Origin of the sequence: Curtobacterium sp. MCBD17_032 (assembly GCF_003234855.1) — a bacterium.
Lineage (GTDB): Bacteria > Actinomycetota > Actinomycetes > Actinomycetales > Microbacteriaceae > Curtobacterium.
The window spans coordinates 120132-134793 of record NZ_QKTO01000002.1 but is presented as its reverse complement, the minus strand read 5'-3'; the positions used below and the strand labels follow the sequence as shown (position 1 = coordinate 134793).

Annotated in this window: 14 protein-coding genes; 1 reads left to right on the top strand and 13 read right to left on the bottom strand. The window is 72.9% G+C overall.

The features are described 5' to 3' along the window. Positions 1-122: 122 nt before the first annotated feature. The 10 genes from DEI91_RS03700 to DEI91_RS03655 all read right to left on the bottom strand — a co-directional run bounded on the left by DEI91_RS03700 (position 123) and on the right by DEI91_RS03655 (position 9645). On the bottom strand, positions 123-1310 hold the full coding sequence (locus tag DEI91_RS03700) for an ABC transporter permease (RefSeq protein WP_111050985.1): 1188 nt from the start codon (positions 1308-1310) through the stop codon (positions 123-125). Then, on the bottom strand, positions 1307-2101 hold the full coding sequence (locus DEI91_RS03695; RefSeq protein WP_111050984.1) for an ABC transporter ATP-binding protein: 795 nt from the start codon (positions 2099-2101) through the stop codon (positions 1307-1309). Before DEI91_RS03695 ends, DEI91_RS03700 begins: the two co-directional genes overlap by 4 nt. Beyond that, entirely contained in the window at positions 2098-3141 is a 1044-nt protein-coding gene (locus DEI91_RS03690; protein WP_111050983.1) for an efflux RND transporter periplasmic adaptor subunit, read from the bottom strand. Before DEI91_RS03690 ends, DEI91_RS03695 begins: the two co-directional genes overlap by 4 nt. Then, positions 3138-3635, bottom strand: coding sequence for a hypothetical protein (locus DEI91_RS03685; protein ID WP_111050982.1), 498 nt, complete (start codon positions 3633-3635; stop codon positions 3138-3140). The genes DEI91_RS03690 and DEI91_RS03685 overlap by 4 nt, the downstream gene beginning before the upstream one ends. After that, positions 3635-4150, bottom strand: a complete 516-nt coding sequence (locus DEI91_RS03680) for a hypothetical protein (RefSeq protein ID WP_111050981.1) — start codon at positions 4148-4150, stop codon at positions 3635-3637. Before DEI91_RS03680 ends, DEI91_RS03685 begins: the two co-directional genes overlap by 1 nt. A gap of 107 nt (positions 4151-4257) precedes the next feature. Further along, entirely contained in the window at positions 4258-4770 is a 513-nt protein-coding gene (locus tag DEI91_RS03675) for a hypothetical protein (RefSeq protein WP_146244196.1), read from the bottom strand. Positions 4771-4817: 47 nt separating this feature from the next. Next, the gene (locus tag DEI91_RS03670; protein ID WP_111050979.1) at positions 4818-5993 is read right to left on the bottom strand and encodes a HAMP domain-containing sensor histidine kinase; all 1176 of its coding nucleotides are present in this window, start codon (positions 5991-5993) and stop codon (positions 4818-4820) included. Beyond that, the gene (locus tag DEI91_RS03665) at positions 5990-6643 is read right to left on the bottom strand and encodes a response regulator transcription factor (RefSeq protein WP_111050978.1); all 654 of its coding nucleotides are present in this window, start codon (positions 6641-6643) and stop codon (positions 5990-5992) included. Before DEI91_RS03665 ends, DEI91_RS03670 begins: the two co-directional genes overlap by 4 nt. 42 nt (positions 6644-6685) lie before the next feature. Then, positions 6686-7243: a DUF2231 domain-containing protein gene (locus tag DEI91_RS03660; protein ID WP_111050977.1), complete on the bottom strand. Its 558-nt coding sequence runs from the start codon at positions 7241-7243 to the stop codon at positions 6686-6688. A 233-nt stretch (positions 7244-7476) separates the two neighbouring features. Then, positions 7477-9645: an ATP-dependent Clp protease ATP-binding subunit gene (locus DEI91_RS03655; RefSeq protein WP_111050976.1), complete on the bottom strand. Its 2169-nt coding sequence runs from the start codon at positions 9643-9645 to the stop codon at positions 7477-7479. Positions 9646-9844: 199 nt separating this feature from the next. On the opposite strand from DEI91_RS03655, the gene DEI91_RS03650 reads away from it, so the two are divergent. Further along, positions 9845-11203: a heparan-alpha-glucosaminide N-acetyltransferase domain-containing protein gene (locus tag DEI91_RS03650; RefSeq protein ID WP_111050975.1), complete on the top strand. Its 1359-nt coding sequence runs from the start codon at positions 9845-9847 to the stop codon at positions 11201-11203. Here DEI91_RS03650 and DEI91_RS03645 read toward each other — a convergent pair. The 3 genes from DEI91_RS03645 to DEI91_RS03635 form a co-directional block, all read right to left on the bottom strand. Beyond that, positions 11148-12584, bottom strand: coding sequence for an MFS transporter (locus DEI91_RS03645; protein WP_111050974.1), 1437 nt, complete (start codon positions 12582-12584; stop codon positions 11148-11150). The two genes, DEI91_RS03650 and DEI91_RS03645, sit on opposite strands and share 56 nt — an antisense overlap. 105 nt (positions 12585-12689) lie before the next feature. Further along, the gene (gene tatA / locus DEI91_RS03640; RefSeq protein WP_111050973.1) at positions 12690-12995 is read right to left on the bottom strand and encodes a twin-arginine translocase TatA/TatE family subunit; all 306 of its coding nucleotides are present in this window, start codon (positions 12993-12995) and stop codon (positions 12690-12692) included. Between the two features lie 192 nt (positions 12996-13187). Beyond that, positions 13188-14642 (bottom strand): sugar transferase, encoded by a 1455-nt coding sequence (locus DEI91_RS03635; RefSeq protein ID WP_111050972.1) that lies wholly within the window; start codon positions 14640-14642, stop codon positions 13188-13190. Between the last annotated feature and the right edge of the window lie 20 nt (positions 14643-14662).

Sequence of the window (14662 nt, the reverse complement as noted above, 5' to 3'; positions counted from 1 at the left end):
GTCCAACACGAACGCAACCGTTCCACAGGAGAACCAACATCGACTGCGCGGGAGGGAGGCACGGAACCGGTCCGCCCGGCCCGGCCCCGTGCCTCCCGGCCCGCTCCTGCCCGCCCCGCGCCTCAGGCGGCGGCGAGCGCCGAGGTCGGCGGGATCCGAGCCGCCTTGGCCGCGGGTGACAGCCCCGAGAGGCCGCCGATGAGCACGGTCGCGGCGAGTCCTCCGCCGACCGCCCAGGGTGGGACGGCCACCGGCCAGCCCTGCCCCAGGGCGAACACGAGCGTGACGACCACGCCGATCACCACGCCGGCGACACCACCGAGGAACGACAGCAGCAAGGACTCGACGAGGAACTGGTCCCGCACGTCCCGCCGACGGGCACCGAGCGCACGGCGGACACCGACCTCGGCCCGCCGCTCGAGGACCGTGATCACCATCGTGTTCGCGACCCCGATCCCGCCGACGAGGAGCGCCACGCCTCCGATCCCGACGAGCAGCCCGGTGAACGACTCGTCGGTCGCGTTCTTCGCCGCGAGTGCGTCGGACGGACGGGTCACCGCGACGTCCGCCGGGGACGCCGGGCTGATCGCCCGTGGGAGCTGGTCCCGGACGGCGGCGACCCGGTCGGGGTCGGCTCTGGTGTAGACCGCGGACGGATGCCCGTCCCACCCCAGGTCGGTGGCGAGGCCACGGGGCACGAAGACCTGGTTGTCGAGGTCCTCGGCGAGCTGCAGCGGTCCGAGGACACCGACGACCTGCACCCACCGTCCGCCGAGCCACACGCGGGTGTCCGCCGACACGCGGTCGATGCCGAGGGAGCGTGCCGCCGTCGCCCCGAGGACGACCTGTGCCGGTGCTGCCACCCCCGGGTCGAGCCAGCGCCCGGCCGTGACGGAGCCGCCGAGGACCTCCGGGACGTCGCCCTCCGCCTCGAGGACCCCGATGCCCTTCGTCTCCGCCGGCGGGACGTACGGGTTCCGGTACACCCGGCCGTCCTCGACCTTGCCGACCCCGGCGGCCTCGAGCACGTCGTCCTGCCGCTGGACGGACCCGACGGCAGTCGTGGGCAGCGGCACCTGCTCCGCGAACGACTCCGCCTGCGTGACGGTCAGGACGTTCGTCCCGAGGGCGTCGAGGACCCGGTCGAGCGCGGCCTTGCTCGAGGACGAGATGCCGACGACCGCGATCATGGCGGCGATCCCGATCGCGATGCCGAGGGCGGACAGCACGACCCGGGTCGGTCGGGTCCGCAGGCCGAACACGCCGAGCCGGAGCAGGTCGCCCGCGCCGAGGGTGCGTCGGGCGCTCACCGTGCCGCTCCCGGGTGCCGACCCATCGCCGCCGCGAGACCGGCGGCGTCGCTCGCGCTGTCCTCCTCGATCCGCCCGTCCCGCATCCGCACCTGACGGGGCAGCGACGCGGCGAGTTCGAGGTCGTGGGTGATGACGAGCACCGTGGTGCCGGCGGCGTGCAGTTCGCGGAGCACGCCGAGGATCGCGGCTCCCGCCACGGTGTCGAGCGCGCCGGTCGGTTCATCGGCGAGCAGCACGGTCGGGTCGCCGACGATCGCACGGGCGATGGCGACGCGTTGCTTCTCGCCGCCGGAGAGCTGGTGCGGCCGGTGGTCGACCCGGTGCCCGAGTCCGACACGCTCGAGCGCCGCCACCGCCCGCTCGAGACGCTCCTGCCGGGGCGTCCCGGTGTAGAGCAGGCCGTCCGCGACGTTCTCGGTCGCCGTGGCCCCGGCCTGCAGGTGGAAGTGCTGGAACACGAACCCGATGTGCTCGGCTCGCAAGGCGGAGAGCGCGTCGTCGGAGAGCGACCCGACGTCCGCCCCCGCGATCGTCACCGTGCCGGACGTGGGACGGTCGAGCGTCCCGATCGTGTTGAGCATCGTCGACTTGCCCGACCCGGAGGGTCCGACGACGGCGACGAGTTCCCCGCGGCGGACCTCGAGCGAGACCCCGCGGAGGGCCTGCACCTCGCCGTACGACCGGGTGACCTCGGTGAGGACGAGGACGGTCTCCCCCTCCGCGGTCCGGGCCGCCGTCCGGGGCCGGTCAGCCCCCGTCACGGCCCCCGTCGTCGCGGCGGCGGTCATGCCGGCACCACCACCCGGGCGCCCTCGGCGACGTCGCCCGTCACCGCAGCGCGGCCGTCGGCCACGAACCCCACGTCGACGGGGACGCGCCGCGTCTGTCCGTCCTTCCCCACGACGTCGACCGCGTACCCGGAGGAGCCGTGCGCGACGAGCGCCGACACCGGGACCGACAGGACGTCACGCTCGGTGTGTCCCGCGGCGACCACCTGGGCCGACGCTGCGTCGGGCAGCCGTCGGTCGCCGGCGTCGAACGACACCGTGACGGTGACGTTCTCCTTCCCGTCGTCCGACTCGGCCGGGACCGCGTCCACGACCTCGCCGGCCATCGCCGCCCCGCCGCCGTTGACGAGCACCCGGACCGCGGTCCCGACCGCGAACGGCCCGGCGTCACGTTGTGCGACCGTCGCCGTGACGACCCGCTTCGTGCTCGTCACCTGCAGGACGGCACCGCCCGCCGGCTGTCCGAGCCGTCCGGGTACGGAAGCCACGCGGACCGTCCCGTCGACGAACGCGATCTGTCCGCCGTCGATCGTGCCGGTGACCGGGAGTCCGCGGTCTCGTTGCCACTGCCGGACGGCGGCGGCGGTCCTCGGGCCGAACACGTCGTCCTCGGCGACGTCGAGGCCGAGCGCGGCGAGGTTCTCGTTGAGCTGGCGCACGTCGGCGCCGCGCAGCCCTCGCGAGAGGGGACGCCAGAGCGGCGTGGTGCCCGTGAAGGCACGGACGGGCCGCTCGTCGACCGCGTACAGCGGTTCGTCGCGGTGCACCACCTGTCCGGGCCGCGGCAGCCACGTGAGCGTCCCGGTGCCGGAGCCCTCCACCGGGGTCGGCGAACCGTAGCCGAGGGTGCCGGCCGCCGTCCGCGACTCGACGAGGTCGCCGCGCGTCACCTCCGATGTCGGTCCGTGGTACTGCCCGACGTGCTCGGCGGCCTCGGTCGAGGGCGCGGTGACGAGTGCCCACGTGGCGGTCCCCGCTCCGAGGGCGGCCACCAGGCAGACGGCCACGGTCACGGTCCTGGCCCTGCGTGTCATGGTCATCGCCCGGCCTCCGTCCCCACGGCGCCGAACACCTTCGCGTCGCACTCCTGCGCGACGCGGTCGAACGCGTCGGTGTCCGACGGCTTCCACCGGCGCTGGTCCTCCATGCCGTCCGGGTAGTCCGGGAACCCGCCGTCCCGGATGCAGGCCGCCGCCTTCCTCGTGAGCGCGTCCCAGCCGGGCACCGGCTCGGCAGCAGGCGCGTCGGCAGCACCGCCGGAGCAGGCGTCGAGATCGGCGACCCAGCGGTCCGGGTCGACGCCCTCCGGGACGCTGACCTGCGCGCGGGACCCGCCACTCTCCGCGAACTGCGAGTCGTCCACGTCGTGACCGCGGTCACGCATGCACGCGCCCACTTCTGCTGCCGACGCCGCGGACGGGGAAGGCGAGTCCGAGATGGGCGGGCGGGTGTCGTCATGCGGTGCCGACGAGCACCCGGTGAGCAGCGTCGGCACGAGCAACAGGGCGAGCACGACTCGGGCGTCGATCCGCATCAGCCGACCTCCTGCGTCTTCGAGTCGGGCGCGTACTGCTGCATGCACTTCTGGGCCAGCTCCTGGAACGCGGGCTCAGCGGCCGGTGGGTACTCGTCCGGGAGGAACGAGATGCCGCCGTCCGACCCGTCCTCGGGGAAGTCCGGGTACTCCTCGCGGATGCACGAGGCGACCTGCTGGTACTGGCGCGCCCACTTGTCCTGCTCCGCCGAGTCGGCGCGGCGCACACCCAGGTCCTCCGCACACTTGCCCGCCGCGCTGTGGAAGCGTTCCTGGTCGACACCCGTCGGCGAGAGGACTGTCCCGGAGCTGACCTGGTCGTCGCTCGGGTCCTCCACGTCGAACCCGGCGGAGCGCATGCAGTCACCCCACTTCGCCCCGATCCCCGTGCTCGCGTGGGTCGATCCGGCGGAGGGCTCCGTCGCGCCCGAGCATGCTGCGACGCCGGTCGTCAGCCCGAGGGCGAGCAGACCGGCGAGGAAGAGTCGTGTCCGTGGTCTCGTGGTCGTCGTCATGCCTCCAGCACAGCGGCCCAGGCGTTGCGGCAGCGGTACCGCCGAGGTCACAGGGACGCAACACCGATCTGCCCCGTCGACCGGCCGTCGTCGCGAGTCGACGCGCCTCATCCGACGCTCTGCGTCTTCGTGTCGGGCGAGTACTTCCTCGTGCACTCGTCGGCCCGCTGCTGGAACGCCGGATCGGCGGCAGGCGGGTACTCCTCGTCGTCCCACCCGACCTGACCGGGCGGCTGCTCCGGGAAGTCCGGGTAGGCGTCACGGATGCAGGACGCGACCTGGTCGTACTCGCGGATCCACTTCTGCTTCATCGCGGAGTCGGCTCCGTGCACGCCGAGGTGCTCCGCGCACTCGTCGGCCGCAGCCCGGGCGTGCTCCTGGTCGGCATCGGCGGGCAACGTCACCGTCCCTGAGCTGACCTGGTCGTCGCTGGGGTCCTGGACCTCGAAGCCGGCGGAGCGCATGCAGTCGCCCCACTGGGCACCGAGGCCCGCTGCGGTGTCGGACGACCCGGCGGCAGAGTCGGACGACCCCGAGCACGCGGAGAGGCTGACGGCCAGCCCGAGGGCGAGCAGGCTGGCGAGGAGTGGTCGAGGGCATGGTCTCGTCGTCGTTCTCATGGGCCCAGCACAACGAGGAGCACGTTGCGGCAGCACCACAGCCGAGGTCACACCGACGAAACACCGATCCGGACCGCGATCCCGCCGCCGTCCCGTGGCTCGATCGTCAGGGTCCACCCGTGTGCCCGCACCACGGCTGCGACGATGGACAGGCCGAGCCCGCTGTGTCGCCGACCCGACCTCGTCGCAGGAGGCTCAGCGCCCGTCCCACCCCGCCGGAACGGCTCGGTCAAGCGGGCGACGTCCGCCGCGCGGACCTCCGGCCCGTCGTTCTCGACGAGCACCCCGGCAGCGTCGACCGTCACCCGGACGGTCCCGCCCGGCACGTTGTACTCCAGGGCGTTGTCGACGAGGTTCCGCAGCGCCTGCCGCAGCAACACCGGCTCACCCCGCGCGGTCGGCATCCGGACGGGAGGCCCACCCTCCGTCCGACAGGTCAGTGTCACCCCGGCGGTCCCCGCCCTCGCGCGGTGGTCCGCGACCACCTCGTCCACGAGCGCGCCGAGGTCGACCTCCTCGAGCCGCCCGTCCAACCCCCGTTCCGCCTCGGCGAGGACGAGCAACGACTCCACGAGGTGCTCGGTGCGCCGGTTCTGCTCGAGCAGCTCCGCCCGCGTGCGCGCGAGGTCGTCCGGACCGGCGTCGTCCGCGAGCCCGATCTGGAGCGCCGCCCGCTGCACCGCGAGCGGGGTCCGGAGCTCGTGCGACGCCTGCGCGACGAAGCGCCGCTGACTCGCGAAGGCGCCCTCCAGCCGGTCCAGCAGGTCGTCGATCGTCCGTGCGAGCCGCCGGAGTTCGTCGTCCGGCCCGTCGAGCGCGATGCGCTCGTGCAGGGTGGACGCCGAGATCCGCCGGGCGGTCGCGGTGATGCGGTCCACCGGCGCGAGCATCCGGCGACTCACCAGCCAGCCGATCCCGCCCGCGAGGACGCCGGCGCCCGTCACACCCAGCAACGACCACTGCCACTGCAACCCGGCCACCACCGCGACCACCTGGACGCCACCACTGCCGTCGAGGGTGACCGCCGTCGCCGGAGCCCGCTCCGGCCCGACCGCCGGGACGCCGCTGACGTGCTCCGCACCCGGCTGCCGGTCCACCACGGCACGTTGCAGCGACGCCTGCGAGCCGAGGTTGACGACGGCCACGGTGCCGGCGGCGAGTGCCATCGCGGTCAGGGCGAACGCGAGGGCCGTCCGCGCCCGGATGCTCCAGGTGCGCGTCACAGCACGTAGCCCTGCCCGGGCACGGTCGTGATGGGATCGGGGACGCCGAGCTTCCGCCGCAGCTTCGAGATCGTCACCCGCACCGCCGTGGTGAACGGGTCGACGTTCATGTCCCAGACCTTCTCGAGCAGCTCCTCGGCGGAGACCACCCGTCCGTCCGCGCGCAGGAGTTCCTCGAGGACGCCGAGTTCCTTGCTCGTCAGGTCGAGCGGTCGGCCGTCGCGCGTGGCCATCCGACGGTTCGTGTCGACCACGATGCCGTCCCGTTCGAGCACGGGAGCCACGGGTGCGAGGCAGCGCCGTCCGAGGGCGCGGACCCGAGCGACGAGCTCCGGGTACTCGAACGGCTTCGTCAGGTAGTCGTCGGCGCCGATCTCCAGGCCCTGGACGCGGTCCGCCAGCGACGTCGCTGCCGTGAGCATGAGGATCCGGGTGAGCGACCCGCGGGCTGCCAGCCGGCGGGCGACCGCATCCCCGTGCAGACCCGGGACGTCCCGGTCGAGCACGACGACGTCGTAGTCGTTCACGGCGAGGAGTTCGTCGGCGGTGTCGCCGCGGTACGCGACGTCCACGGCCATGTCCTGCCGCTGCAACCCCTTCGCGACGAGGTCGGCCAGCGCCACCTCGTCGTCCACCACCAGCACACGCACCGGAACATGATGTACCAGTGCGGTATGTGGCGGCTGGGAGTCCTACTCCTTGTCGAAGGGGACCTCGCCCGAACGGCTGACGCCGCCGCGCTGCCGGTACGACAGGTGTCCGCCGAGGTACCCGCCGACCGACACGGTCGCGAGGCCGACGTACCCGAGCATCCGGCCCGCCGCGTGGTTGCCGCGCTTCCGCTGCAGCCAGGACAGCCCGTAGAACGTGATGCCGACCCAGTTCACCGCCTGGTGGACCCACCCCGTGCGCAGCTGCTCGCGGTTCATCTCCGACCAGTCCGTGTAGCCGGCGACGCTCGCGCTCCCGGCCGAGGCGACCCCGAGCCCGACGAGGGTCTTCGCGGCCTTCTCGTTGCCCTTCCCGCCGACGAGGTCCAGGACCGCCGCGGAGATCCAGGCACCGAGCGGCACCTGCACCATGAGCGGGTGGATCGGGTGCCCGAACGGCACCCCGTGCAGGATCTGCCGGAGCGCACGCGGGCGGATGAGGGCGTTGACGACCTTGCGGTCGAGGTCGACGGCCTTGTCGAGCACGCTCGCCTGCTCGATCGAATCGGTCACGCGTCGCAGTGCTGCAATCTCCGGCATGCTGCTGACGCTAGACCGGTGACGGGCAAGGGGTTCTCAGCAGGGCGACGCTGTCCGCCAGGCGTCACCATCGCACTGCGACGGGGCCAGCACCGGAGCTCCACACCATCACTGCTGCATGGCGCGTGGCGCCGACGCGGACGGGAGGCCCGGTGCCGGTCCCAGGGACCGGCACCGGGCCTCCCGTCACCGCGCCCGCGCCGGTCAGGGACCGGCGACGCTGGCCCGATGCGTCACTCCTCGACGATCTCGGCGACCTCGAACGGTTCGACGGTGAGCTGTTCTCCGCCCGGTGCCACGTCGACGCGCACCGCGTCGCCGTCGCGCACGTCCCCGGCGAGGATCGCCCGCGCGAGCTGGTCGTCGATCTGTCGCTGCATGAGCCGGCGGAGCGGGCGGGCGCCGTACGCGGGCTCGTACCCGCGCTCCGCCAGCCAGGCGCGGGCGTCCGGCGTGACGGCGAGCTCGAGACGACGTCCGGACAGACGCCGTGCGAGCCGGTCGACGTACAGCGAGACGATCTGCGCCAGGTCGTCCGGGGTGAGCGCCTGGAACACGACCATGTCGTCGAGCCGGTTGAGGAACTCCGGCCGGAACGCCTGCTGGACCATCTCGCGGACCGCCGCCTCACGCTGCTCGTTCGACAGCGCCGGATCGGTGAGGAACTGGGACCCGAGGTTCGACGTCAGCACGAGGATCGTGTTCCGGAAGTCGACCGTTCGGCCCTGACCGTCGGTCAGACGCCCGTCGTCGAGCACCTGCAGGAGCACGTCGAAGACCTCGGGGTGCGCCTTCTCGATCTCGTCGAGCAGGATCACGGAGTACGGACGACGACGGACGGCCTCGGTCAGCTGCCCGCCGGCCTCGTAGCCGACGTACCCGGGCGGGGCGCCGATCAGCCGCGCGACCGAGTGCTTCTCGCCGTACTCGCTCATGTCGATGCGGACGAGGGCCTTCTCGTCGTCGAACAGGAACTCGGCGAGCGCCTTCGCGAGCTCGGTCTTGCCGACGCCGGTGGGGCCGAGGAACAGGAACGAACCCGTGGGCCGGTCCGGGTCGGAGATGCCCGCGCGGGTCCGACGGACCGCTTCCGACACGGCAGCGACTGCGGTGCGCTGCCCGATGATCCGGCGGCCGAGTTCGCGCTCCAGGTGCAGGAGCTTCTCGGTCTCGCCCTGCAGGAGGCGGCCGACGGGGATCCCGGTCCACTGTGCGATGACGGCGGCGATGTCCTCGTCGGTGACGCTGTCGTTCACCATCCGGTCGGTCGACCCGGCCTGCTCGGCGGCGGCGAGTTCGGCCTCGATACGGGGCTTCTCGCCGTACTCCAGCCGCGACACGGTCTCGTAGTCGGCCTCCCGCTGGGCGCGCTGCGACCGCATGTTGAGGTCGTCGAGCTGCTGCTTGAGCTCACCGATCCGGTTCAGGGTCGTGCGCTCGGCCTGCCACCGCGCTTCCAGCCCGTCGAGCAGTTCACCGCGGGAGCGCAGTTCGTCCCGCAGGGTCTCGAGGCGGGCCTTCGAGGCGTCGTCCTTCTCCTGCTTGAGCGCGAACTCCTCGACGCGCAGCCGGTCGACGGTGCGCTTCAGCTCGTCGATCTCGACCGGGCTCGAGTCGATCTCCATCCGGAGTCGGCTCGCCGCCTCGTCGATGAGGTCGATCGCCTTGTCCGGCAGCTGGCGACCGGCGATGTACCGGTCGGACAGCGCCGATGCCGCCACGAGGGCGGAGTCGTTGATCGTCACCTTGTGGTGCGCCTCGTAGCGCTCCTTGAGCCCGCGGAGGATCGCGACGGTGTCCTCGACGCTCGGCTCGCCGACGTACACCTGCTGGAAGCGTCGTTCGAGGGCGGCGTCCTTCTCGATGTACTCGCGGTACTCGTCGAGCGTCGTCGCGCCGATGAGCCGGAGCTCACCGCGCGCCAGCATCGGCTTGAGCATGTTCGACGCCGCGACCGACCCCTCGCCGCCGCCCGCACCCATCAGCGTGTGCAGCTCGTCGATGAACGTGATGACCTGCCCGTCGGAGTCGTCGATCTCCTTGAGCACGGCCTTGAGCCGCTCCTCGAACTCGCCGCGGTACTTCGCACCGGCGATGAGGGCGGACATGTCGAGCGAGACGAGCCGCTTGTCCTTGAGCGAGTCGGCGACGTCACCGGCGACGATGCGCTGCGCGAGCCCCTCGACGACGGCGGTCTTGCCCACCCCGGGCTCACCGATGAGCACCGGGTTGTTCTTCGTGCGGCGGGTGAGCACCTGCGACACCCGCCGGATCTCGGCGTCGCGACCGATCACCGGGTCGAGCTTGCCGCTCCGCGCGATCGCCGTGAGGTCGACGCCGTACTGCTGGAGGGCGGTCTTCTGCTTCTCCTGCGAGTCAGGAGCGCCCTGGAGGTTCGCCATGCGTTCCGTCCTTCCGTTGCGTTGCCGTGTGGCCGACCGGCATCCCACCGACCGGACCGGAGTCCTCGGACCGTCAGGCGCGGAGCCGCACTCTCCCGCACCTTCCTGAGTCCACCTGACTCAAGTTTACGGCGGGTGACGACATTCCCGCCACCGGTGGGCAACTCCGACGAAACACCCTCCGCGCTGTGCTGGGGAGATGACCACATCGACAGCTCGCCGGACCCCGGGCCCGGTCACGTCCCTCCGCCGTTCCCCGCACCGCTCCCCTGGCCGGTCCGCCGACGGACCGTCCGACGTCGACGCCCTGATGGCGGGGACACGACCGTCGCGCCTCGACGGCCTCGACCTCGCCCGTGGGCTGGCCGTGCTCGGCATGGTCGTCGCACACCTCGGCCCACCGCATCCGGGCTTCGACTGGGCACGTCCGGACAGTTGGGCGGCCGTGGTGGACGGGCGCTCGGCGGTCCTCTTCGCCCTCTGCGCCGGCATCTCGCTCACCCTGATGACCCGCCCGCGCGAGGACGTGGACGGGACCGCTCCGGACGACCTCGTCGTGCACCGCCGGCGGGTACTCGTCCGGGCCGTCGCCCTGTTCGTCCTCGGTGCCCCCCTGACCGCCCTCGACACCCCGGTCCAGGTCATCCTGCCCACGTACGCGGTGTGCTTCGTGGCCACGATCCCGCTCCTCCGTGCCCGCACCCGCACCGTCGCCGGGGTCGCCGCGACGGCGCTGCTGATCGGACCGGTCTGCACCGCGGTCGGTCGCTCGGTGCTGCACGACGCCAGCGACCCGCTCGTGCACGGCGTCCTGCTCGGCGCCTACCCGGGCACCACCTGGTGGGGCGTGGTCCTGGTCGGGCTCGCGGTCGGGCGGCTCCCGCTCCGGGACACCCGGGTACGCCTGCTGCTGCTCGCCGGGGGCGTGACCGCCGCGGTGGCCGGCTACGGCGGCGGGGTCCTCGCCCGGGCGGCTCTGGGGCTCCCGGCCGATGACACGGGCGTGACCGGGTCGGTGGCTGCTGGGTCGGCCGCCACCGGTCCCGCCGACGGGGGTGCAGCCGGCGACGCCGCGGGGTCGACCGGGGTGACGGGCGGCGCGGGTGCCGGTCCCCTTCCGGACGCGGGCCCGCACCTCGTCCCGCAGGGCGGCGGCACCATCGAGCACCCCGGCATCGACTGGGCCGGGCTGACCTCGGTGCAGCCGCACGCCGGGTCGACGCCCGAGGTGCTCGGTGCCCTCGGCGTCGCGCTCGCGGTCCTCGCGCTCAGCCTGCTCGTCACCCGTCGCACCGGCGTCGTCCTGGCCCCGCTCCGCGCCGTCGGGGCGCTCGCCCTGACCGTCTACGCCGCCCACATCCTCGTGTACGCCGTGCTCGACGCGGTCGGCCGCGACGAGTGGCACACCGGGTGGACGGCGACCGTCCTGGTCGTCGTCGGCGCCGGCCTGGTGGCGACCCCGTGGCGTCGGTGGCTCGGGACCGGGCCGCTCGAGCGCGTGGTCAGGCGGGCGAGTCGGAGTCTCGACGGTCCGGGTCCACGATGCCGACCGCACTGACGACCGCTCCGGCGAGCAGCAGGACCGCCATCACGACCATCGCGCGGTGCAGACCGGTGACCCCGATCTCGCCGTCCAGCACGACGCCCGCGAGCGCGACGGTCACCAGTCCCGCGATGCGTGCGACGGCGTTGTTCACGGCAGACCCTGCACCCGCCTGGCTCTGCGGGACGGATCCGAGGACGGCACTCGTCAGCGGGGTCACCATCGTCGCGATGCCGGCGCCGACCAACACCAACCCCGGCAGGACCGACCACCAGTACCCCGCGGGGTCGTCACCGGCCAGGAGCATGAGCAGCGCACCGACCGCGGCGATCGTCGGTCCGGCCGCCATGAACCACCGCGGTCCGAAGCGCCCGGCGAGCGCACCGATGGTCGTGGAGAGCGCCAGGAGCATCAGCGTCGGAGGCAGTGTCGCGAGCCCGGCCACCCAGGCCGGGAACCCCCAGACCTCCTGCAGGAACAGCGTCACGACGAAGAACACCATCCCGAGTGCGCCGTAGATCGAGAGCGTCGCCAGGTTGCCGACCGCGAAGTCCCGCGCCCGGAACAGCCCGAGCGGCACGAGCGGCGCCCCCGACGTCCTGGTGACGCGCAACTCCCACGGCACGAACGCGCCGAGCGCGACACCGCCGAGGACGAGCGCCCCGACGACGACGGGTGAGCCCCACCCGAGCCGCTCCTGCTCGATGAGGCCGAGGACGACCCCGCCGACCCCGACGACCGCCAGCACCGCGCCGACGACGTCCACCCGAGCGTGCGGGCCACCGCGCACCTCGGAGCTGATCCGACGGACGAGCGGGATCGTGACGACGATCGGCACCGCGGTCAGCACGAAGATCCAGCGCCACCCGATGCCGTCCACGACGAGCCCGCCGACGACGGGACCGAGGATCATCGCGGCGCTCGACCAGGCCGTCCACGACCCGATCGCCTTCGCCTGGGCGGCGCCGCGGTAGGCGGCGACGATCAGCGCCAGCGCACTCGGGGTGATCAGTGCACCACCGACGCCCTGGACCGCCCGCGCGACGACGAGCACCTCGCCGCTCGGCGCAGCAGCGCACAGGACCGAGGCGACGCCGAACACGACGAGGCCCCACGTGATGATGCGCACCCGGCCGAAGAGGTCGGAGAGCGAACCGGCGACCAGGACCAGCGACCCGAGTGTGACGAGGTACGCGTCCACCGTCCACTGCTGGACGACGAGGCCACCGCCGAGCTCGGTCCGGATCGCTGGCAGGGCGACGTTCACGACGCTGGAGTCGAGCCCCACGACGAAGGACGCCAGGACCGCGACCACGAGGACCAGGCGGCGGTCGTCGTGCAGTGGCGCCGTGCCTCCCGGCAGGTCGGCGGCTGCGGCTGGGGCGCTGGTCGTCATGAGGCCATCATGCGCCCGACGACGCCGGAAGACGAGGACAGCCCCCGTGCTGGCGCACGAGGGCTGTCGTCGGTCCCGGGGCCGGGATGCCGATGGGTCGGCGGTCTAGAGGGAGCGGGAGTCCCCGTTCGGCTGCCCCGACGGACCGGGGTTCACGATCGGCTGCTGGACGCCGTTGCTGCTCGGGTACTGCGTCGTCGGCTGCTGGACCGGTGCGGCCGAGGCGTTCGCGGCGGCATCGGACGAGGCGGTGCCGTCCTTCTTGCGGTCGTCGTTGTCCATCTCCTTCTTGAAGATGTTGATGGACTGGCCGACCCCCTTCGCGAGCGCCGGGAGCTTGGTCGCACCGAACAACAGCAGCACGATGCCGAGGATGATCACCAGGTGGATTCCGGTGAGGCCTTGCAACATGTCGACTCCTTCGGTACTGGGACTGACCGCCGTCCGACCAGTGCCCCGGTCGTCCCGTCCGGTCGTCGTCGACCGGGCCGGCGGTGTCCCGCTTGTCCCACCATGCTAACCCGCACGGCGTGAGAAGCACAGGCGAGCGGTCCGATGATCACCGTTCGCCCAGGGTCCGCGCCTCCGCCGGGGCCACGAGCGTCAGTACGCGCCGCGCGAGCGCAGCACCGACGGGACGGTCCGGGCCAGGATGACGACGTCGTGCAGGAACGACCAGTTCTCGACGTAGTGCAGGTCGAGTCGGACGCCCTCCGCCCAGTCCAGGTCGGACCGGCCGCTCACCTGCCAGAGCCCGGTGATGCCCGGGGCGACGAGCAGTCGTCGTTCCGCGAAGTCGGCGTAGGTCGCGACCTCGCTCGGCAGCGCCGGACGCGGACCGACCATGCTCATCGAGCCCGTCAGCACGTTCCAGAGTTGCGGGAGTTCGTCCAGCGATGTGCGCCGGAGCACGGCTCCCACCCGCGTCACCCGGGGGTCGGCCCGCATCTTGAACAGCGGCCCGGCGCCCTCGTTCAGCGCCGCGAGGTCCGCCATGCGGCGCTCGGCGTCGACGCACATCGTCCGGAACTTCACGATCGTGAACGGACGCCCGCCTCGGCCGACACGCTGCTGCCGGAACAGCACCGGACCGCCGTCGTCGACGAGGATCGCGAGCGCGATGACCGCGGCCACCGGGGCGAGGACGAGCAACCCGGACACCGCCCCGACGACGTCGAACAGCCGTTTGCCGGTGCGACGCCGGTAGTCGGGCGTCTCGACGTGCAGCAGCGGCAGGCCGTCGACCGCGCGGTGGTGCACCCGCGCGGCCGCCACGTCGACGAGCGGTGACGACACGACGAGTTCGACCCCCTGACCCTCGAGCTCCCAGCCCAGGCGGCGCAGCCGCTCGTGCCCGCCGTGCACCTCCCCCGCGAAGACCACCGCGCCGACGCCGGTCCGGCTCGCGACCGCCACGACGTCGTCGACCCCGCCGAGCACCTCCGAAGTCGTCGGCCCGACGGTGACCGACCGGGTGGCCGATGCGCAGTCGGTCAGCACCCCGCGGACCCGGTACCCGGCCGCAGGCGTCGACACGACCCGTCCGCCGACGTACGCGACGTCCTCGAGTTCGCCGACCACCAGCACGTCGACGAGGTGGCGTCCGGCGGCACGGCACCGGACCAACGCTGCGCGCCACACCGTCCGGGCGAGCACGAGCAGCACGATCGCGAGCGGGAACGCCACCGCGACGTACCCGCGCGCGATCTGCAGGTCGAACAGGAACGCGACGACCGCCAACACCCCACCCGTCGTCAACCCGGCCGTGCAGAGCCGCCGGTACTCGTCACCGCCGAGCCCGAGCACGCGCGGGTCCCGCGTCCGCATCGTCGTGAGCAGGGTCGCCCACAGGGCGACGGTGAGCGGTGCGACCACCCACCCCGGCGCCCCGGACCGCAGGGGGAACGACGTCCCCGGGAACCGCACGGCGTGTGCGACGGCGAACGCGACGACGAGCACCAGGACGTCGGTGACCGCCATGCCGAACCGGATCAGCCGCAGTGGTGCGGGGCCGCGGCAGGTGGGCCCGGTCACCGCGCCGGCGGTCAGGACGGACATCGGGCCTCCATGGCGGTCGG

Coding starts and splice junctions, on each gene's coding strand:
- DEI91_RS03635 (WP_111050972.1), bottom strand. CDS start 14,642: ATGTCCGTCCTGACCGCCGGCGCGGTGACCGGGCCCACCTGCCGCGGC.
- DEI91_RS03655 (WP_111050976.1), bottom strand. CDS start 9,645: ATGGCGAACCTCCAGGGCGCTCCTGACTCGCAGGAGAAGCAGAAGACC.
- DEI91_RS03645 (WP_111050974.1), bottom strand. CDS start 12,584: ATGACGACCAGCGCCCCAGCCGCAGCCGCCGACCTGCCGGGAGGCACG.
- DEI91_RS03660 (WP_111050977.1), bottom strand. CDS start 7,243: ATGCCGGAGATTGCAGCACTGCGACGCGTGACCGATTCGATCGAGCAG.
- DEI91_RS03690 (WP_111050983.1), bottom strand. CDS start 3,141: ATGACCATGACACGCAGGGCCAGGACCGTGACCGTGGCCGTCTGCCTG.
- DEI91_RS03695 (WP_111050984.1), bottom strand. CDS start 2,101: ATGACCGCCGCCGCGACGACGGGGGCCGTGACGGGGGCTGACCGGCCC.
- DEI91_RS03650 (WP_111050975.1), top strand. CDS start 9,845: ATGACCACATCGACAGCTCGCCGGACCCCGGGCCCGGTCACGTCCCTC.
- DEI91_RS03680 (WP_111050981.1), bottom strand. CDS start 4,150: ATGACGACGACCACGAGACCACGGACACGACTCTTCCTCGCCGGTCTG.
- tatA (WP_111050973.1), bottom strand. CDS start 12,995: ATGTTGCAAGGCCTCACCGGAATCCACCTGGTGATCATCCTCGGCATC.
- DEI91_RS03685 (WP_111050982.1), bottom strand. CDS start 3,635: ATGCGGATCGACGCCCGAGTCGTGCTCGCCCTGTTGCTCGTGCCGACG.
- DEI91_RS03675 (WP_146244196.1), bottom strand. CDS start 4,770: ATGAGAACGACGACGAGACCATGCCCTCGACCACTCCTCGCCAGCCTG.